This is a genomic window from Streptococcus plurextorum DSM 22810 (assembly GCF_000423745.1).
GTDB lineage: Bacteria > Bacillota > Bacilli > Lactobacillales > Streptococcaceae > Streptococcus > Streptococcus plurextorum.
In genome coordinates this window covers 128,376-145,936 of sequence record NZ_AUIO01000001.1, presented here as the reverse complement: position 1 = coordinate 145,936, position 17,561 = coordinate 128,376, and the positions used below count along the sequence as shown (strand labels likewise).

The 17,561-nt window shown below is 41.4% G+C and carries 20 protein-coding genes; 16 read left to right on the top strand and 4 right to left on the bottom strand.

Translation table 11 applies throughout. The features are described from left to right. The first annotated feature begins 108 nt into the window (after positions 1-108). The 3 genes from G575_RS0100740 to G575_RS0100730 all read left to right on the top strand — a co-directional run bounded on the left by G575_RS0100740 (position 109) and on the right by G575_RS0100730 (position 1,524). Positions 109-726 carry a VTT domain-containing protein gene (locus G575_RS0100740; RefSeq protein ID WP_027971024.1) on the top strand — a complete coding sequence of 206 codons (618 nt, stop codon included), beginning with the start codon at positions 109-111 and terminating at the stop codon, positions 724-726. 268 nt (positions 727-994) lie between these two features. Next, the gene (gene rpsP, locus G575_RS0100735; protein ID WP_027971023.1) at positions 995-1,267 is read left to right on the top strand and encodes a 30S ribosomal protein S16; all 273 of its coding nucleotides are present in this window, start codon (positions 995-997) and stop codon (positions 1,265-1,267) included. Positions 1,268-1,284: 17 nt separating this feature from the next. Further along, positions 1,285-1,524 carry a KH domain-containing protein gene (locus G575_RS0100730; RefSeq protein WP_027971022.1) on the top strand — a complete coding sequence of 80 codons (240 nt, stop codon included), beginning with the start codon at positions 1,285-1,287 and terminating at the stop codon, positions 1,522-1,524. Positions 1,525-1,591: 67 nt separating this feature from the next. Here G575_RS0100730 and G575_RS0100725 read toward each other — a convergent pair whose 3' ends face one another. Together G575_RS0100725 and G575_RS0100720 are read right to left on the bottom strand one after the other, a co-directional pair. Further along, positions 1,592-1,894: a DUF1827 family protein gene (locus G575_RS0100725; RefSeq protein ID WP_027971021.1), complete on the bottom strand. Its 303-nt coding sequence runs from the start codon at positions 1,892-1,894 to the stop codon at positions 1,592-1,594. A gap of 39 nt (positions 1,895-1,933) precedes the next feature. Beyond that, positions 1,934-2,392 carry an NUDIX hydrolase gene (locus tag G575_RS0100720; RefSeq protein WP_027971020.1) on the bottom strand — a complete coding sequence of 153 codons (459 nt, stop codon included), beginning with the start codon at positions 2,390-2,392 and terminating at the stop codon, positions 1,934-1,936. Positions 2,393-2,529: 137 nt separating this feature from the next. Here G575_RS0100720 and G575_RS0100715 point away from each other — a divergent pair, with 137 nt between their 5' ends. The 5 genes from G575_RS0100715 to G575_RS0100695 are packed head-to-tail and all read left to right on the top strand — an operon-like array spanning position 2,530 to position 6,017. Next, positions 2,530-2,709, top strand: coding sequence for a hypothetical protein (locus G575_RS0100715; protein ID WP_027971019.1), 180 nt, complete (start codon positions 2,530-2,532; stop codon positions 2,707-2,709). After that, complete coding sequence (locus G575_RS0100710; RefSeq protein ID WP_027971018.1) at positions 2,706-3,587, top strand: ABC transporter ATP-binding protein; 882 nt, start codon at positions 2,706-2,708, stop codon at positions 3,585-3,587. Before G575_RS0100715 ends, G575_RS0100710 begins: the two co-directional genes overlap by 4 nt. A gap of 5 nt (positions 3,588-3,592) precedes the next feature. Then, entirely contained in the window at positions 3,593-4,336 is a 744-nt protein-coding gene (locus G575_RS0100705; protein WP_027971017.1) for an ABC transporter permease, read from the top strand. After that, positions 4,336-5,424, top strand: a complete 1,089-nt coding sequence (locus G575_RS0100700) for a sensor histidine kinase (protein WP_027971016.1) — start codon at positions 4,336-4,338, stop codon at positions 5,422-5,424. Before G575_RS0100705 ends, G575_RS0100700 begins: the two co-directional genes overlap by 1 nt. Beyond that, positions 5,421-6,017, top strand: a complete 597-nt coding sequence (locus G575_RS0100695) for a response regulator transcription factor (protein WP_027971015.1) — start codon at positions 5,421-5,423, stop codon at positions 6,015-6,017. Before G575_RS0100700 ends, G575_RS0100695 begins: the two co-directional genes overlap by 4 nt. A gap of 128 nt (positions 6,018-6,145) precedes the next feature. On the opposite strand, the gene G575_RS0100690 is transcribed toward G575_RS0100695, so the two are convergent. Beyond that, positions 6,146-8,404: an ATP-dependent Clp protease ATP-binding subunit gene (locus G575_RS0100690; protein WP_027971014.1), complete on the bottom strand. Its 2,259-nt coding sequence runs from the start codon at positions 8,402-8,404 to the stop codon at positions 6,146-6,148. Positions 8,405-8,673: 269 nt separating this feature from the next. Here G575_RS0100690 and G575_RS0100685 point away from each other — a divergent pair, with 269 nt between their 5' ends. Next, the gene (locus tag G575_RS0100685; RefSeq protein WP_027971013.1) at positions 8,674-8,904 is read left to right on the top strand and encodes a DUF1797 family protein; all 231 of its coding nucleotides are present in this window, start codon (positions 8,674-8,676) and stop codon (positions 8,902-8,904) included. A 208-nt stretch (positions 8,905-9,112) separates the two neighbouring features. On the opposite strand, the gene G575_RS0100680 is transcribed toward G575_RS0100685, so the two are convergent. Next, the gene (locus G575_RS0100680) at positions 9,113-10,204 is read right to left on the bottom strand and encodes an iron-containing alcohol dehydrogenase family protein (RefSeq protein ID WP_027971012.1); all 1,092 of its coding nucleotides are present in this window, start codon (positions 10,202-10,204) and stop codon (positions 9,113-9,115) included. Positions 10,205-10,341: 137 nt separating this feature from the next. Between G575_RS0100680 and G575_RS0100675 the strand changes: the two genes are divergently transcribed. The 7 genes from G575_RS0100675 to pbp2b all read left to right on the top strand — a co-directional run bounded on the left by G575_RS0100675 (position 10,342) and on the right by pbp2b (position 17,546). Next, on the top strand, positions 10,342-11,022 hold the full coding sequence (locus G575_RS0100675; RefSeq protein WP_027971011.1) for an amino acid ABC transporter permease: 681 nt from the start codon (positions 10,342-10,344) through the stop codon (positions 11,020-11,022). Position 11,023: 1 nt separating this feature from the next. Further along, positions 11,024-11,758 carry an amino acid ABC transporter ATP-binding protein gene (locus tag G575_RS0100670; RefSeq protein ID WP_027971010.1) on the top strand — a complete coding sequence of 245 codons (735 nt, stop codon included), beginning with the start codon at positions 11,024-11,026 and terminating at the stop codon, positions 11,756-11,758. 92 nt (positions 11,759-11,850) lie between these two features. Next, positions 11,851-13,122, top strand: a complete 1,272-nt coding sequence (murA, locus tag G575_RS0100665) for a UDP-N-acetylglucosamine 1-carboxyvinyltransferase (RefSeq protein WP_027971009.1) — start codon at positions 11,851-11,853, stop codon at positions 13,120-13,122. Position 13,123: 1 nt separating this feature from the next. Further along, complete coding sequence (locus G575_RS0100660) at positions 13,124-13,312, top strand: DNA-directed RNA polymerase subunit beta (RefSeq protein ID WP_027971008.1); 189 nt, start codon at positions 13,124-13,126, stop codon at positions 13,310-13,312. A 30-nt stretch (positions 13,313-13,342) separates the two neighbouring features. Further along, positions 13,343-14,185, top strand: coding sequence for a DNA/RNA non-specific endonuclease (locus G575_RS0100655; protein WP_027971007.1), 843 nt, complete (start codon positions 13,343-13,345; stop codon positions 14,183-14,185). A 335-nt stretch (positions 14,186-14,520) separates the two neighbouring features. Further along, a complete protein-coding gene (locus tag G575_RS0100650; RefSeq protein ID WP_027971006.1) occupies positions 14,521-15,213 on the top strand; it encodes a phosphoglycerate mutase in 693 nt (230 codons plus the stop codon). Between the two features lie 257 nt (positions 15,214-15,470). Then, positions 15,471-17,546 carry a penicillin-binding protein PBP2B gene (pbp2b, locus tag G575_RS0100645; RefSeq protein WP_027971005.1) on the top strand — a complete coding sequence of 692 codons (2,076 nt, stop codon included), beginning with the start codon at positions 15,471-15,473 and terminating at the stop codon, positions 17,544-17,546. Positions 17,547-17,561 lie beyond the last annotated feature (15 nt).

Below are 17,561 nucleotides of genomic sequence, written 5' to 3'. Positions count from 1 at the left end.
AGGGCATGCATGTTTAAAGCTGTTATACTGATTATAGTAATCATTTGACAAGGGGTCATTGTTTTGATATACTTGTACTAAACTAAGAACACAAAGGCGAATTACTCCATGAATAAATCCATCAATCCTAAGCGGTATGCTAGCTACCAACGTATGATAAAGATACTTGGAACCTTGTCGATGATTGTATCGGTAGTACTGGTCATTTACCTGATACGTGGTCTCAATATTTTTAAAGAGCCAGATGCTTTGGCGGAATTGATCAAGAGCCACATGGTTTTAGGGAGTATCATTTTCTTCATCATTCAGATTGTCCAAGTTGTTATTCCTATTATACCCGGAGGCATAACGACCGTAGTAGGTTTTATGGCATTTGGACCTGTCTGGGGATTTGTGTTAAATTATATCAGCCTTTGTTTAGGGTCAGTGATTCTTTTTTGGCTGGTTAAGGAGTATGGTCGAGCTTTTATTTTATTATTTGTAGATGAGAAGTATTTGATCAGATATGAAAAACATCTGAGTTCAAAAACTTATGAACGTTTTTTTATTCTCAATATGATTTCGCCAATTTCACCTGCAGATATTCTGGTGATGGTGACTGGCTTGTCTAATATGTCCTATAGCAAGTTTCTAAAAATTATCCTGTTGACCAAACCCTTCTCAACCTTTGCCTACGGCTATTTGTGGATTTATGGTGGTCAATGGATTCAACAATTACTCCAATAAACAGGAAGCCCTCTCCGGAGGGTTTTGATGTGTTTTTAGAAGTTCTGTCAAAAGGAGTAATCCCCACAAGGGGTCCAACTGTTGTTAGCCATTGGGTAGCGATAGCGCTATGATGATGAGAGTTGCCTTGTTTAAGTAAACTATTTTATCAATAATGATGTCAAGTTTTTTTCTTGACAGAAAAAAATCTTGTGGTATACTAATTAGAGTAAGTTAATAGCTCTGCTATTGACCCATAAAATAACAAAAAGAAAAGAGACATTTAAAAATGGCAGTAAAAATCCGTTTGACTCGTATGGGTTCTAAGAAAAAACCTTTCTACCGTATTAACGTAGCTGATTCACGTGCACCACGTGATGGTCGTTTCATCGAAACTGTTGGTACTTACAACCCACTTGTTGAAGAAAACCAAATCACAGTTAAAGAAGATCGCGTTCTTGACTGGTTGTCTAAAGGTGCACAACCTTCAGACACAGTTCGTAACATCCTTTCAAAAGCTGGAGTTATGAAGAAATTCCACGAACAAAAATTTTCAAAATAAGCGAGTGATAAAAGCCTATGGATACCATTGAAAATTTGATTATCGCTATCGTGAAGCCTTTGATTTCACAGCCTGATCAATTGACCATAAAAATTGAAGATACTCCAGAATTTTTGGAATATCACCTTGATTTAGATCCACAAGATATCGGACGTATTATTGGCAAAAAAGGGCGTACGATTACAGCGATTCGATCGATTGTCTATTCGGTACCAACTCAAGGCAAAAAAGTTCGACTTGTTATTGATGAAAAGTGATGCTGTAGAGGCATCATTTTTTGTCTTCTGAAAAAGACATAAGCTAGGCCATAGACCTAGCTTATGTTTATTGTTTAGTTGGAATCGAAATCTCAATCAGACGAGGTGTGTGAATCGTCTTAATCAAGTCTAAACGGCACGTGTTAACATCAATTTTTCGGCGTAGAAAAAAGTCTCTAATTTGCTCGATTTCATTGTCTTGAATCGCGCGGTGTTTATTAGTAACCAGGAGTTCGTAGTGACGCGGGGCCTGGGTAAAGATGACATCTGTATTTCCAGCAGAATAAACTTCTACCAAAGTAGCATCTGTGTTACGAAGCTGGTTGACTACTAACTCAGCATGGCTATTTGTTGTATTTATCAATCGCATCATCAACCTCCTGTTTTCTATATTATAGCACTAATTCCTTCAAATAGTGCTTTTTTTGTGGCTTTTTTGCCACTCTTCAACGCCCCATTTATGACTGCCACGTTTTAGTTTTGAAATGGCTTCATCAATAGGAAACCAAGCCAGATTATTGAAATCTTCCAAGGGATTTCCAATAGCGGTGAACTGCGTCACTTCATAAATATAGGCAGGGTTATAGTAGTGGGTGTCGCGGTGGCTAGAGTAAAAGTATTCATCAGCTTGGCCATAGTATTCCCCGATTTTAGCTGAAAATCCTAGCTCTTCTAAAAGTTCGCGGTTCAGTGCTTCTAAATGGTTTTCATCCGCTTCGATTTCTCCCCCTGGCAAGAACCAAGCACCATTTGGTGCCTGAACTAGAATAATCTGTTCTTGCTTCTCATCAGGAATAACGGCGTAAACCCCATAGCGATTCTTGTAGGTCGCATTCTCTTTTTTCTCTCCGAATGTTGGAATTGTCATGTTAAATACCTCATTTTCTTAGGATAATCATATCAAAAATCATGACAAATGTCACATCATGTCATGACAAAATGGGCTAACTCATTTCTTCGTTTTGCGATAGAATACTGGTAAATAAGAAATGAGGAGAAATAACGATGAAAAAGGCACTAAAAATGAGTTTGAGTAGTTTTATGCTGATTTATGCTAGCTGTATTCTGTTTGGAGCTGTTAGTGATGATTTGGTGAGACAGGTGTTTCAATATCTATCTTGGTCAGTGCCAGCTAGTCTGATTATAGGGCTGCTAAGCTACTATCAAAAAGGAGAAGAGTTATGAGGAAAGCGGTGATTTCAGTCAAGGGCTTGAGCAAGTCTATCAAGAAAAAAGACATTCTACACGACATTTCTTTTGAGGTGCATGCGGGTGACTGTCTGGCCTTGATTGGGCCAAACGGTGCTGGTAAGACGACCTTGATGAATTGTCTCTTGGGAGATTTAAAAGCCAGTGCAGGGCTTATTACGGTTTTAGATAAAAAGCCTGATGCAAGCCTCTTGAAAGAAAAAGTTGCGGTACTTTTTCAGGATAATCTAACAGAGACGGGCTTACGGGTACAAGAGTTGTTGGATTTTCAAAAGGCTATTTACAAAAATCCTTTGTCGGATAAGGCAATTGATGCTATCTTAAGATTTTCAAAGGAGCAAAAAGAGCAGTTTGCTGAAAAATTATCAGGTGGACAACGCAGGCTCTTAGCCTTTGTGCAACTTTTAATTGGTCAGCCAGATATTCTCATTTTAGATGAGCCGACCTCTGGTATGGACACTACTACCCGTAAGCGGTTTTGGGAGATTATCGCTGATTTGAAGTTGGCTGGAAAGACTATCATCTATTCCTCACATTATATTGAGGAGGTGGAGCATACGGCAGATCGCATTTTGGTCTTGCACCGTGGGAAATTGCTGCGCGATACGACCCCTTACGCCATGCGAAGAGAAGATAGGGAAAAGTGTTTTACCCTACCGAAACTTTTCAGCACTGCCATTGACCGCTCACAAGTCTATGACTATGAGGAGGGGCTAGATCGTGTGTCCTTTGCGACGCGCGAGGCGGAGCTAGTTTGGCAGGACTTGCAGGCAGCTGGTCTCAGTATAGATGAGGTTGAAGTGACTAATCGGACACTTTTGAATAGTATTTTCGCAGAAGCAGGAGAGGAGTGAGTGTGATGAAAACTTTTAAAGCGATTTGGTGTCAGGAGTGGCTCTTAGCTCTTAGAAATTGGCAATCTATGATATTAGCATTGGGTATTCCGGTGGCCTTTTTCCTACTGTTTTCAGCTACTTATGATGTCAGTGATTATAGTCAGGAGATTCAAAATGTTATTTTTAAACAAGTCCTTATGATGATGACCATTTCTTCGGTATTGAGTCTGGTGCTTTACAATTTGCCTTACACTCTTCAAGCAGATAGGATTGGCAATCGTCTTAGAGGGCTAGAGCATTCTCCGTTGCCTATGTGGCAATATTACCTGGCAAAGATGCTCCGCCTTCTTATCAATTTTGGTTTATCTATTCTGGTGGTTTTCCTTGTGGGCTATCTGGTGAAGGGAATCAGCATGTCTCTTGGTGACTGGCTCATGTCTGTTGTATTGATCCTACTAGGAGCGAGCCTCTTGTTACCTTTGGGAATCTTGATTAGTCTGATTAAGTCCCAAGAAACCCTTTCTCTGGTGGGCAATATCGCTTATATGGGCCTAGCCATGCTTGGTGGGCTCTGGTATCCGATGGAATCTTTTCCAGACTGGCTTCAGAGGGTGACAAAAGTCACTCCGACCCACCATGTCTTAAGGCTTTTGACCTCTTACTATGATGGGAAATTTTCTTGGCAATCCCTTGCAATTTTGGTAGGATATGCCATAATATTTTTAGGGCTCACAGCTCTGATCAAAAAAAGAATGGACGTTAACTAATGTTTCAAAAAATCAAGTGGCAGCACCCGCTTTATTATGTTCCTATGATTTTTCTGATCTTTCCTCTTTTAGGGATTGTTGTTTTTGATTATCCTAGCTGGACTATTTGGTTGACCTTGCTGTTTACACTGGGCTATCTCTATGTCACGCATGCTAAGGTGAGTTTTTGGATCAATCTGGTCTGGCTTTACATGCTAATCTATGTGGTTTATATGACCATCTTTGTCAATGGTGGCATGATGTGGTTTTTCTTTTATTTTGCCAGTCCTATCGTTTTTCGATTCGGTGATCGCCTGCTATCTTTTCGGATGTTGACTTACCTATCTGCCATGCTTTTTATGGTGATTACAGCTATCTTGTATGCAAAAGATATTGGCTCCCAAATCATGTCAGTGCTGGTGCCCATCATCAATCTCAGTATGATGTTTTTTTGGAAAAAAGAGCTGGAAGATGAGGAGCAACGACGTCTAATCATGGAGAAAAATCAGCAGATTAACCTCTTGTCTGCGGAAAATGAACGCAATCGAATTGGACGAGATTTGCACGATACCCTTGGGCACACCTTTGCCATGCTGTCGCTGAAGACGGAGCTGGCGCTAAAGCAATTAGATAAGGACAATCTTGATGCGGTAAGAACAGAATTAAAAGAGTTAAATGCCATCAGCACAGATGCCATGACCAACGTCAGACAGTTGATCAATAACCTCAAATACCGTACCGTGATGGAAGAACTAGACAATATCAGGGAAATGTTTGCCTTATCAGACATCCAACTGTCTTTGGATAATCAATTGGACCTGTCTACCCTTTCGCCAGTCATGCAGTCAACCATGACCATGATTTTACGTGAATTAACGACCAATATCGTCAAGCACGCAGCAGCTAAAAATTGTCAGATTAAGATTTACCGTCAGAAAAAAGTGATTATTGAGGTTTCTGATGACGGGCGTGGTTTTGAGCGGTTGACAGGAGAAGAGTTACACTCTATCAGAGACCGTTTGCAATTGGTCAAGGGAGAAGTTGTCATCTTATCTCGGCAAAATCCTACTCAAATTCAGGTGCTTTTGGAAGAAGGAGGTCAGCTATGAAGTTATTAGTGGCAGAAGATCAAGCCATGTTGCGAAGTGCCATGTGTCAACTTTTGCTCATGGAAGAAGACGTGGAAGCTGTCTTTCAGGCGAGCAATGGCAAGGAAGCGCAAGCTATTTTACAAAAGGAAACGATTGATGTGGCTATTCTAGACGTGGAAATGCCAGAAATGTCAGGCTTAGAGGTGCTGGAGTGGGTACGCCTTCATCTGGATGTCAAGGTCGTTATCGTGACTACCTTTAGGCGTACAGGTTATTTCAAACGAGCTCTGGCAAGCCATGTCGATGCTTATGTCTTAAAAGACCGCTCCATCGCAGAACTCATGTCAACCCTACAAACCGTCTTAGCTGGCGGAAGGGAATATTCGCCAGAATTGGTAGAAGATTTGACGGTAGAGACCCATCCACTGAGTCAACGTGAGCGTGAAGTTTTAGAATTAATTGCCAAAGGGCTGAGCAATAAAGACATCGCTAGTCAGCTTTATCTATCCGATGGAACAGTTAGGAACTATGTGACAAGTCTTATGACAAAACTGGGTGTAACCAATCGTACCGAGGCTGTTCATGTAGCTAACGAGAAAGGTTGGATATGAAGAGGCTGGGTGAAAAGTCTTAGAAATAGAAAACAGCTTAGAATTGCGTTATCAGGAACGTTGATTCTAAGCTGTTTTTGCTTGTTAAAATTTTAATCGGATAGGGAATTTTTGCCTAGTCTATATTATTAGTCTGTGATGTCAACGGAAACGGTAACATCGCTAGGTTTGGAAGCTGATTTGATGATGATTTTACCATTTGAGCTCATCACAGCTTTCAAGTCCTTTTCGGTAGGATTATCAAGGTAGAAGTCGGTAATGGCATCTTCAATGTAATCCTGAATGGTTCTACGAAGTGGACGGGCTCCCATTTTTGGATCGTAGCCCAAATCAACTAATTTTTCTTTAACTTTGTCTGTGACGGTTAGATGAATGTCACGACTTGAGAGACGCTTGTTGACGTTTTCCAACATGAGATCGACAATGGTGAGAAGATTTTCCTTGCTGAGAGAATGGAATTCGATGATACCATCAAAGCGATTCATAAATTCAGGACTGAAGAAATCACCTAACTGATTAAGGACGGAATTGGTACGTCCTTCACGGGCAGCGCCAAAGCCGACACTTGCCTCAACCTTACCAGTACCAGCATTTGAGGTCATGATGATAATGGTATCCTTAAAGCTCACGGTGCGCCCTTGTCCATCTGTCAAGCGACCGTCGTCTAAGACTTGGAGGAACATGTGCATGACGTCAGGGTGGGCTTTTTCAACCTCATCTAGCAAGATGAGTGAATATGGATTACGACGGACTTTTTCAGTCAATTGACCGGCTTCCTCGTAGCCGACATAGCCTGGAGGAGCACCTACAAGTTTAGCAACCGCATGTTTTTCCATATATTCCGACATGTCAAAACGAATCATGCTCTCAGCTGAACCGAAGAGTTCAATAGCTAATTGTTTGGACAATTCGGTTTTACCAACTCCAGTAGGTCCGACAAAGAGGAAGGACCCTATTGGGCGGTTTGGAGATCCAAGTCCGACACGGTTACGACGGATAGCTTTAGCAATTTTATCAACAGCATCATCTTGACCGATGACGTGAGATTTGAGGTCATCAGCTAAGTTAATCAATTGCGTTTGTTCTTTTTCCTTTAAATCCCCAACAGGAATATTGGTTTTTTGCTCAACGATGGCCTCGATATGCTTTTCAGTAATGAGGGGAACGTCTTGTTGAGAAACAGTTTGATTTTGCATCTCTTTGAGCTTAGCAATTTGGTCTCGGAAGTAAGCAGCTTTTTCAAAGTCTTCATCACGCGTCGCTTGCGTTTTGAGATTTTCAGCTTCGATTAAGCGTTTATCAATGTCTTTAGGATCAACAAAATTCAAGGTTAAGTTCATCTTAGAACCAGCTTCATCCAGAAGGTCAATGGCCTTATCAGGTAAGAAGCGGTCTTGAATATAACGGTTTGACAAAACAGCGGCAGCAATGATAGCCTCGTCAGTGTATTTGACATGATGGTAGTCCTGATACTTGTTTTGAATCCCTTGTAAGATGGTAATGGTTTCCTCTACGCTTGGTTCATCTACCTTAACAGGCTGCATACGGCGCTCCAATGCAGCATCTTTTTCGATGATGCGATATTCGTTAAGAGTGGTAGCTCCGACCAGTTGCAGTTCGCCACGAGCTAATGCAGGTTTTAAAATATTTCCTGCGTCCATGCTGCCATCACTAGTGCCACCTGCTCCAACAATTTCATGGATTTCGTCGATAAAGAGAATAACATCTTGTCTCTGGCGAATTTCATCCATGAGTTTTTGCATGCGCTCTTCAAACTGACCACGGATACCTGTTCCTTGAACCAGACTGACCACATCTAAACGGATAACCTGTTTGCCTTGAAGTTTTTGCGGCACGTTACCGTCGACAATTTTTTGGGCTAGTCCTTCTACAACAGCAGTCTTACCGACGCCGGGTTCTCCGATAAGGACGGGGTTATTTTTAGTGCGACGATTGAGGATTTCAATGACACGAATAATTTCTTCGTCTCTTCCAATAACAGGATCAATATCACCACGACGCGCAATATCTGTCACATTGATTCCGAATTCTTCCAAGAGCCCTTTTGGTTGTTGAGGTGCTTGTTGACGCTGAGGATTCGGGCGACGATTGCCATTGCCTCCATTTCCAGCTCCGCCATTTCCACCAGATTGAGCTTTAGGTGCATTTGGAAGATCGTTATTAAAGGCGCGGAAGTTGTTTAAATCACCAAAGAAATCATCAAGGAAGGGATTTAATCCTCCGTGAAGAAACATATCGGCTTCACCGCTACCTGATTTCATGACTTTATAGCAATGCTGGCAAAGATCAACTTGTTTTTGTTTGCCATTCACATTGGTGTAAAGATGAATGCTAGCTTCATTTAGATTACAGTTTTGACATAGCATAAGCAAATACCTGTCCTTTCTTTTGAGCGATGTGACTAAATGATAAATGGTCAAATATGGTCAAATCTCTTTATGCCTATATTATAGCATGATAAGGGAACATTTCAAGTAAAAAGTGTTAAAATTTAGCACTCTTTCAAATAGAGTGCTAAAATATGTGAAGCCACTCATAGAGCAAACAATTTTTAGCTAGAGACAGAATTATTTGTGATTTTCCACACTTTTATGATAGAATAGTAGGGACGACAAAAAGAATTAGGAGTTTTAATATGGAATCACATTTAGTAAGAATTATTAACCGTCTTGAAATGATGGCGGCGGATGGCGGTACTCTAAAGCGTAATTTTGAACGTGAGGGTGTTGTAGTAGCAGAGGTGGCTTTTTCTAACGATCCTGAAAATGGGCCAGTCTTCACTCTTCGCGATGTGGCTGCACGTGAGTCATACAGCTTTGATAGCATTGACTTAATCGCGATGGAAATCTACGATTTGCTTTATTAATGTATAAGAAGAATTGAATCATAGATTTAATTTAATAAACAAATAAACACTCTGGAAACTAGCGGCTAGTCTCCAGAGTGTTTTTGTCTAGATAATATCGTTTTTAAAAGTTCGACAATTTGTACCACTATTGGGTTCTCAATGTGATGATATTTTTTGAAAGATGATACTGGGAGCAGTTGTTTTGAAATGTGTATACATTTCTGTCTTATTCGATATTTCTCCCAAATTCATCCGCTTCAAGGATAGCTTCAGCAAAGCGGTTTTCGTCAAACGGCGTGTTTTTGCACTCGTTGGTAGTCAAGGCCTTAGCGACGATAACAGGAATGTCTGATTTTGTAAGGCCGATGTCAGCTAGAGTCGTCGGGAGCTCTAAACATTTATTAAAGCGAGCAACCTGTTCAAGCTCTGCCATTTCTTTAAAGTAAGCGTGGAGAACCATGACACCAAAGGCGACAATAGATCCATGCAAATACTCTCCCTCACGCGCGATAGCAGTTGTCCCATTGTAGAAAGCGTGCGCGTGACAGGCAGTGTAGTCAAAATGTTCTTGATTGACAAGATTGGAGGCGTAACCAGTCGAGACAATAATGGCTAAAACAATTTCTTCAATAGCAGAACTTGATTGGCCATTTTGGGTATCCTGCATGGCTTTTAAACCATGTTGGTAAAAAGGAGGTAATGAAGATTTGGCAACAGCCAGTCCTAATTGGGCAGCGTGTGGAAGTGTCACCCCTCGTTTTAAGGCTTCTTTGGTAGCTCTCTCCACTTCTGGACCTTTTGAAATCCCATCACCGATACCGGCCCAGAGGTACTTAGAAGGAGCTTGGGCGATAATGTTTGTTGGAATCAGCATGTGCGAAGCTGCTTTAGGAAAACCATAGTAATCAAGAGAGTGGTCTTCTTTATAAATAATAGCGATGGCAGTCCCCGCAGCACAGGTAGATGCAATCGTCGGAACGGTGATAAGAGTCTTCTCCAAGAGATGTGCCACCATCTTACAGATGTCTAAAGCTTGGCCGCCTCCAAATGCTAGAATCACATCCGCACTTTGAACCTCTGTGAGAGCTACTAATCGGTCTATATTAGCCTGTGTCGCAGCCTTACCATAAATAAAAACTCCTGTTATCTTAATGTCAGAGTCTTTGAAACTGTCACGGACGGCTCCTTCAGCTACAGAAAGAGCGGTTTTTCCTCCTAATAAAACAACAGACTTAGCACCATATTTCTTGAGCAGAAGAGGCAGTTGGGCAAAGCAATCATCGCCGTAGCTATAGTTTGATAAATATTGAGTAGCCATGGTATTCTCCTTTACATCTTTTAGGGTATTTTATCAAAAAACAAGGCAAATGCAACTAAAATTTCAAATTTACGCTTTAAATATTGCATTTTTATTCATTTTTTGATAAACTATAGAAAATTATGCAAGGAGTATTTATGGATTTTTCATTTTTAGAAAATTACTGGGCTTATTTTAACTACGGTGTGTTGGTAACGATTATTATTTCGACCTGCGTTGTCTTTTTAGGCTCGATCATTGGTGTTTTAATTGTATTTGCAAAGCGGAGTAAAATCAGAATCTTGGATTGGTTAGTTTCCTTTTATGTCTGGATTTTCCGAGGAACGCCTATGGTGGTTCAGATTATTTTGGCCTATGCCTGGATGAACTTTGGCAACCTCCCGATTATTCCTTTTGGGATATTGGATATGGATTTGTCTCGCCTGGTTCCTGGGATTTTGGTGATTTCTTTAAACAGCGGAGCTTATATTTCTGAGTCCATCAGAGCAGGGATAGAGTCTGTTCCTAAGGGGCAACTAGAGGCGGCTTATTCTTTAGGGATTAAACCGATCAATGCTTATCGTTACGTGATTATGCCACAAGCTCTAAAGAACATTTTACCAGCTCTCGGAAATGAATTTATCACTATTGTCAAAGATAGTTCACTCCTTCAGGCTATCGGTGTCATGGAGCTTTGGAATGCTGCAACAACGGTTCAAAGTACGCTGTATTTGCCTTTTGAACCAAAGCTTTTTGCGGCCCTTTATTATTTAATGTTGACAACGATTTTGACAGCCATTTTGAAAAAATACGAAAACCGTTTGAATGGAGGAAAATAAAGTGACAGAAAGCATTATATCCATTAAAAATCTTCATAAATATTTTGGTCAACATGAGGTGCTAAAAGGCATTGACCTTGATATCAAACAAGGAGAAGTGGTGGTTATTATCGGCCCATCAGGGTCTGGCAAATCAACCTTTCTCAGAACCATGAACCTACTAGAGGAACCTACCAAAGGTACAGTTACCTTTGAAGGGGTAGATATTACAGACAAGAAAAATGATGTTTTTAAGATGCGTGAAAAAATGGGGATGGTCTTTCAACAGTTTAATCTATTTCCCAATATGACTGTCTTAGAAAACATCACGCTTTCTCCTATTAAAACCAAAAAAGTAGAGCGTTCTCAAGCAGAGGCCAAGGCCTATGAGTTGTTAGATAAAGTAGGGTTGCGAGATAAGGCAAATGCTTACCCAGCGAGCCTTTCTGGCGGTCAACAACAACGGATTGCCATTGCTAGGGGCTTGGCTATGGATCCTGATGTTATGCTTTTTGATGAGCCAACATCAGCTCTTGACCCAGAGATGGTTGGAGAGGTTTTAGCGGTTATGCAAGATTTAGCAAAATCTGGAATGACGATGGCAATCGTGACGCATGAAATGGGCTTTGCGCGGGAAGTAGCTGATCGCGTTATTTTCATGGATGGAGGTCTGATTGTGGAGCAAGGTAGTCCAGAGCATGTCTTTGGCAATCCGCAAGAAGAACGAACCAAGGATTTCTTGAGTAAGGTGTTATAAGAAGGGCTATCGACGAGGTCGATAGTCTTTTGTTTTCTAGCTAAGGGAATTATGATATAATGCAACTATTGATTTTTAATAGTGGAGTAGGTATGGATACAATTATCATTGAAGGTAGCAACAAGCCCTTACGTGGCGAAGTAACTATTGAGGGGGCTAAAAATGCAGTTTTGCCACTCTTGGCAGCGACTATTTTAGCGAAAGAAGGGAAAACCATTCTTAATAATGTCCCAATTTTATCAGATGTTTTTACCATGAATCATGTTATTCGAGGTTTGGATATTGATGTGGATTTTAAACAAGAAGACAAGCGCTTGGTTGTTGATGCAACAGGGTGGATTTTGGATGAAGCGCCGTATGAATACGTGAGTCAGATGAGGGCATCAATTGTTGTTTTGGGGCCAATCTTGGCGCGCTGTGGCCATGCTAAAGTGTCCATGCCAGGTGGCTGTACAATTGGCAGTCGTCCGATTGACCTTCATTTAAAAGGCTTGGAAGCAATGGGAGCTCAGATTAGACAGGCTGGGGGAGACATTACAGCTGTAGCCAATAAGCTAAAAGGGGCTTATATTTATCTCGACTTCCCAAGTGTGGGTGCTACACAAAATCTAATGATGGCAGCTACCTTAGCAGAAGGGCGTACAGTGATTGAGAATGCTGCGCGTGAGCCAGAAATTGTTGATTTAGCCTTGCTTTTAAACAAAATGGGAGCAAAAGTTAAGGGGGCAGGAACTGAAACTCTGACCATAGATGGTGTGGAAACTCTTCATGGTGCAGAGCATGATGTCTTACAGGATCGTATTGAAGCTGGTACCTTTATGATTGCAGCAGCGATGACTTCAGGAAATGTTTTAATCAAGGATGCGGTATGGGAGCATAACCGTCCCTTGATTTCTAAGCTTAAGGAAATGGGAGTTCAGGTATCTGAAGAAGAAGGAGGCATCCGTGTTTCTTCAGATGTGACCAAGCTTAAACCAGTTACGGTGAAGACCTTGCCTCACCCAGGCTTCCCAACCGATATGCAAGCTCAGATGACAGCCCTTATGGCTGTTGTCAGCGGGGAATCAACTATGGTTGAAACCGTTTTTGAAAACCGCTTCCAACATTTAGAAGAAATGCGTCGTATGGGCTTACATTCAGAAGTTTTACGAGACACAGCAATCATTCATGGTGGCAAGCAACTGCAAGGAACTCGTGTCCTGTCGACAGATCTTCGCGCAAGCGCAGCCCTTATCTTGACGGGATTAGTGGCCGAAGGAAAAACAAGAGTTGGTAAATTAACACACTTAGATCGTGGGTATTATCAATTTCATGAAAAATTAGCTCAACTAGGAGCAAACATTAAACGTGAAAAAGGAGCTTAGTATGGACATTGGTTGGAAATATATAGGCAGACAGTTTTTACTCATTTTCATAATCCTTCTTTTGAGTCTTCTTTTTTTAGGTTTGGGCCTTGTTATTGGCTATGGTTTTTTTGGCGACGGAGATAACCCATTCTCTATTCTTTCTCCTGAAAAATGGCAGAGCATCATCAGCAAATTTACAGGAAAATAAATGGTGTTGAGTGGATAAAGGAACCATACGATGAAAAGTAAAAAAAGTAAATCCCTAATCTCCCTTTTAGCGCTACTTGCCACCATCGTCTTTGGAGTATGGGGAGGGTCTACTGATAGTAATCCTCTAGGGCAGTTTTTATCTGTTCTGACAGCATCTAAGGAGAGCGGTGATACGCCCGCTACTACGGAGGGTGTACCTTCTCAAGAGCTGGCAGAGTCTGTTTTAACGAGTCAGGTAAAGAGTCAATTAGGTAGTCTTAAGTGGAATGGAGCAGGGGCATTTATTGTTGATGACAATAAAACTAATCTTAAGGCAGATGTAGCCAGTCTTCCTTATGCGACTAATCAAACCAAAAAAGTACAAGGAAAGACAGTTCCTGTAAATGGGAATGCTCTACTTGCCAAATCGACGCGCCAATATAAAGATCGTGAGCAAACTGGAAATGGAGGCAATAGCTATCGTCCGCCAGGTTGGCACCAGGTCTATGATTTGCCGGGAGAATACGATCATGCTATTGATAGAGGACATTTGATTGGTTATGCTATAGCTGGAGGCTTGTCAAACTTTGACGCCTCTACCAGTAATCCAGAAAATATTGCCGTTCAAACAGCCTGGTCAAATCAAGCTAATCTTGAGGAGTCGACAGGGCAGAACTATTACGAAAGTTTAGTGAGAAAAGCTCTTGATAACAATAAGCGTGTCCGTTATCGGGTGACTCTAATCTATGATGGTGATAATCTGATTGCTTCAGGCACGCATTTAGAGGCTAAATCATCCGATGGCAGTCTAGAATTCAATGTTTTTATTCCAAATGTTCAGAGTGGTATCACTATTGATTATTACTCTGGCGAAATCACACGGGATGAGTAGCTGTATTTTCCATAGAGATGACATTTTTTCTGAACACTTCCCTGCCAAAGAAATGAGTCCGTAAAAGTGTCTTGTTCCCTGAAGCCATATGGTTTCAGGGTTTTTCATAGGGCAAACTCTAGATTTAGGGCTATCCTACTTGATAAAAAATCCTGTAGCGATGCCCAATTGTTTCAGGTAAGCTATTCTAATCGCAAACTATTCTAAAAGGTTCAAAACCAGCAGCATATCCCCTCTATTAAAGGAATTCTAACGGTTTCTTGTCTTAGACTAGCTTTTTTGAAGCATTTTAGGTAAAATAGAAAGGTAATATCAAAAAATAGAGGAGTTTTACAATGGTAAAATTGGTTTTTGCTCGCCACGGTGAGTCTGAATGGAATAAAGCTAACCTTTTCACTGGTTGGGCTGATGTTGATTTGTCTGAAAAAGGTACACAACAAGCGATTGACGCTGGTAAATTGATCAAAGAAGCAGGTATCGAATTTGACCTTGCTTTCACATCTGTATTGAAACGTGCGATCAAGACAACAAACTTAGCTCTTGAAGCGGCAGATCAATTGTGGGTACCAGTTGAAAAATCATGGCGTTTGAACGAACGTCACTACGGTGGTTTGACTGGCTTGAACAAAGCTGAAGCAGCTGCTGAATTTGGTGATGAGCAAGTTCACATCTGGCGTCGTTCATACGATGTATTGCCACCAGAAATGGCAAAAGACGATGAGCATTCAGCACACACTGACCGTCGTTACGCTCACCTTGATAGCTCTGTTATCCCAGATGCTGAAAACTTGAAAGTAACGCTTGAGCGTGCCCTTCCATTCTGGGAAGACAAGATTGCTCCAGCTTTGAAAGACGGCAAAAACGTATTCGTAGGTGCACACGGTAACTCAATCCGTGCCCTTGTAAAACACATCAAAGGCTTGTCTGATGACGAAATCATGGATGTGGAAATTCCAAACTTCCCACCACTTGTTTTCGAATTGGATGAAAACTTGAACATTGTGAAAGAGTACTACTTGGAAGCATAATTTAGTAACACCTGAGCTTAGCTTGGGTGTTTTTCGATTCTCATTGTAAGAGGCGTTTTGATGATGTTTTCTGTGATGTGACGAAAGTCTATTTTTTGCTCTTTCATGGTGGCCTATACAATGGATTAGCGCTTGTTGGCTAGCGTTTTAGTTGCAGGAAAATGGCTCTAAAAAATCTTGAAAATGCCTCAGATTTTGTCAGTTTTTTTTGAGTAATTATGATAAAATAGATAGCATAGTTTTTAGTGGGGGTTACAATGGCAAAGGAGAGAGCATCAAAAACACAAAGAAAATCACGGGTAGGAACGGTAATGACTCGCCGTATTTATCTGATTTTTGCGATAGTCGTTCTTCTTTTTATTGTTCTTCTCCTGAGATTGGCACAGATGCAGATTGTCAATCAAAAGTTCTATACTGAAAAGCTGACGGCGACCATGACCTATACGGTAAAGAGTTCGAGTCCGCGTGGGAAAATTTTTGACGCAACAGGTAATCTTCTAGCAGATAACGATACTAAAGAGGTTGTCTCATTTACGCGGAGTAATTTTATTACTGCAAATGGTATTAGGGACTTAGCTTGGCGATTGTCGACCTTGGTCACTTATACGGAGACTGATGTGACACTGCGTGAGAAAAAGGACTATTACCTGTCTGACAGTGCTACCTATGGCACGGTGGTTGAAGGCTTGCCTGCTGAACAAAAGCGAGATAGATTTGGTAACAGTTTGCCAGAAAGTGAGATATATGCGAATGCCATTAAATCGGTAACAGAAGATATGGTCGCTTACTCGGAAGAGGAGCTAAAGGTGGTTTACATTTTTAGCCAAATGAATGCCACTCCGACCTTTGCAACGATTTCTTTAAATACTGCTGAATTGACAGCAGAACAGATTGCTTTGGTATCCTCTGATAAGGAACTAGATGGCATATCGGTTCGAACGGACTGGGAAAGACGTATTCTAGATACTTCCTTGTCTTCCATTATTGGAACGGTATCAACTGAAAAAGCGGGCTTACCTGCAGAAGAAGTAGAAGAGTATCTTGCTAAGGGTTATTCTTTGAATGATCGTGTCGGAACCAGCTACTTAGAAAAAGCTTACGAGGAGAAACTGCAAGGCAAGGCTCAAGTGCGTCAGGTGACCGTTGATCGAAAAGGTGCAGTTGTAGAAGATACTGTAACTCAGGCTGGAAGTAAGGGGCAAAATATTAAATTGACCATAGATTTGGCCTTCCAGCAAGGTGTGGAAAATATTCTCAACCAGTATTTCAGTGCTGAGAAAGCAGAAGGCAACCTAGACTTATCGGAAGGGGTATATGCCGTTGCGCTTGAACCTAATACGGGTGCTGTTTTAGCCATGGCTGGCCTTTCTCATGATACCGAAACGGGTCAGGTAGAGAAGAATGCTCTGGGAACTATTACGCAGGTCTTTACACCAGGATCTGTTGTTAAGGGAGCGACACTTGCCTCTGGCTATGAAAATGGCGTCATTTCAGGGAATCAACTATTGAATGATCAACCGATACAATTTGCTGGCTCTAATCCAATAGAATCTTGGTTTACAAAGTCTAGCCTGCCTCTTACCGCCACCCAAGCCCTAGAGTATTCCTCTAACCCTTACATGGTCCAGATCGCCATGAGGCTAATGGGGCAAGAATATTCTCCAGGAATGGTGTTATCCACAGAAGGGTTGGATGATGCGATGGCAAAACTGCGAGCTACTTACGCTCAATTTGGGATGGGAGTAAGTACTGGAATTGATTTGCCGGGAGAATCAATCGGTTATATCCCTAAAGATTTTACGGCGTCAGGTTTCTTAACAGAGTCGTTTGGACAGTTTGATAATTACACCACAATGCAGCTGGCACAGTACGTTGCAACGATTGCAAATGGCGGAAAACGTCTGTCGCCCCGACTGGTAGAAGGTATCTATGCTTCTGATAGTTCTGGTCAACTGGGTGAGTTGACGGAGTCAGTGACAAGTACTCATCTGAACAACCTTAACATTAGTCAAGAGGAATTGGCGATTATTCAACAAGGGTTTTATGATGTGGTGAATGGGTCATCTGCTTATGGGACAGGAAAAGATATTGGTAGAGGCGCTAGTGTGCCGATTTCAGCCAAAACCGGTACGGCAGAAGCTTATGTGACCAATAAACAAGGGGAATCAGTCTATACAACCAATCTAAATGTTGTTGCCTATGCCCCAAGCTATAACCCACAAATCGCAGTGGCTGTTGTCCTTCCTCATGAAACCAATTTCAAGAGCAATGCTAGTAATCTCATTACTCGTGATATTATTAACCTCTATCATTCCCTACACCCAATGCAATAACTAGAAAGGCTTTTA

What these genes read in the sequence shown, in the direction of transcription:
- G575_RS0100740 (WP_027971024.1), top strand. Translation starts at nt 109, where the DNA reads ATGAATAAATCCATCAATCCTAAGCGGTATGCTAGCTACCAACGTATG.
- rpsP (WP_027971023.1), top strand. Translation starts at nt 995, where the DNA reads ATGGCAGTAAAAATCCGTTTGACTCGTATGGGTTCTAAGAAAAAACCT.
- G575_RS0100730 (WP_027971022.1), top strand. Translation starts at nt 1,285, where the DNA reads ATGGATACCATTGAAAATTTGATTATCGCTATCGTGAAGCCTTTGATT.
- G575_RS0100725 (WP_027971021.1), bottom strand. Translation starts at nt 1,894, where the DNA reads ATGCGATTGATAAATACAACAAATAGCCATGCTGAGTTAGTAGTCAAC.
- G575_RS0100720 (WP_027971020.1), bottom strand. Translation starts at nt 2,392, where the DNA reads ATGACAATTCCAACATTCGGAGAGAAAAAAGAGAATGCGACCTACAAG.
- G575_RS0100715 (WP_027971019.1), top strand. Translation starts at nt 2,530, where the DNA reads ATGAAAAAGGCACTAAAAATGAGTTTGAGTAGTTTTATGCTGATTTAT.
- G575_RS0100710 (WP_027971018.1), top strand. Translation starts at nt 2,706, where the DNA reads ATGAGGAAAGCGGTGATTTCAGTCAAGGGCTTGAGCAAGTCTATCAAG.
- G575_RS0100705 (WP_027971017.1), top strand. Translation starts at nt 3,593, where the DNA reads ATGAAAACTTTTAAAGCGATTTGGTGTCAGGAGTGGCTCTTAGCTCTT.
- G575_RS0100700 (WP_027971016.1), top strand. Translation starts at nt 4,336, where the DNA reads ATGTTTCAAAAAATCAAGTGGCAGCACCCGCTTTATTATGTTCCTATG.
- G575_RS0100695 (WP_027971015.1), top strand. Translation starts at nt 5,421, where the DNA reads ATGAAGTTATTAGTGGCAGAAGATCAAGCCATGTTGCGAAGTGCCATG.
- G575_RS0100690 (WP_027971014.1), bottom strand. Translation starts at nt 8,404, where the DNA reads ATGCTATGTCAAAACTGTAATCTAAATGAAGCTAGCATTCATCTTTAC.
- G575_RS0100685 (WP_027971013.1), top strand. Translation starts at nt 8,674, where the DNA reads ATGGAATCACATTTAGTAAGAATTATTAACCGTCTTGAAATGATGGCG.
- G575_RS0100680 (WP_027971012.1), bottom strand. Translation starts at nt 10,204, where the DNA reads ATGGCTACTCAATATTTATCAAACTATAGCTACGGCGATGATTGCTTT.
- G575_RS0100675 (WP_027971011.1), top strand. Translation starts at nt 10,342, where the DNA reads ATGGATTTTTCATTTTTAGAAAATTACTGGGCTTATTTTAACTACGGT.
- murA (WP_027971009.1), top strand. Translation starts at nt 11,851, where the DNA reads ATGGATACAATTATCATTGAAGGTAGCAACAAGCCCTTACGTGGCGAA.
- G575_RS0100660 (WP_027971008.1), top strand. Translation starts at nt 13,124, where the DNA reads ATGGACATTGGTTGGAAATATATAGGCAGACAGTTTTTACTCATTTTC.
- G575_RS0100655 (WP_027971007.1), top strand. Translation starts at nt 13,343, where the DNA reads ATGAAAAGTAAAAAAAGTAAATCCCTAATCTCCCTTTTAGCGCTACTT.
- G575_RS0100650 (WP_027971006.1), top strand. Translation starts at nt 14,521, where the DNA reads ATGGTAAAATTGGTTTTTGCTCGCCACGGTGAGTCTGAATGGAATAAA.
- pbp2b (WP_027971005.1), top strand. Translation starts at nt 15,471, where the DNA reads ATGGCAAAGGAGAGAGCATCAAAAACACAAAGAAAATCACGGGTAGGA.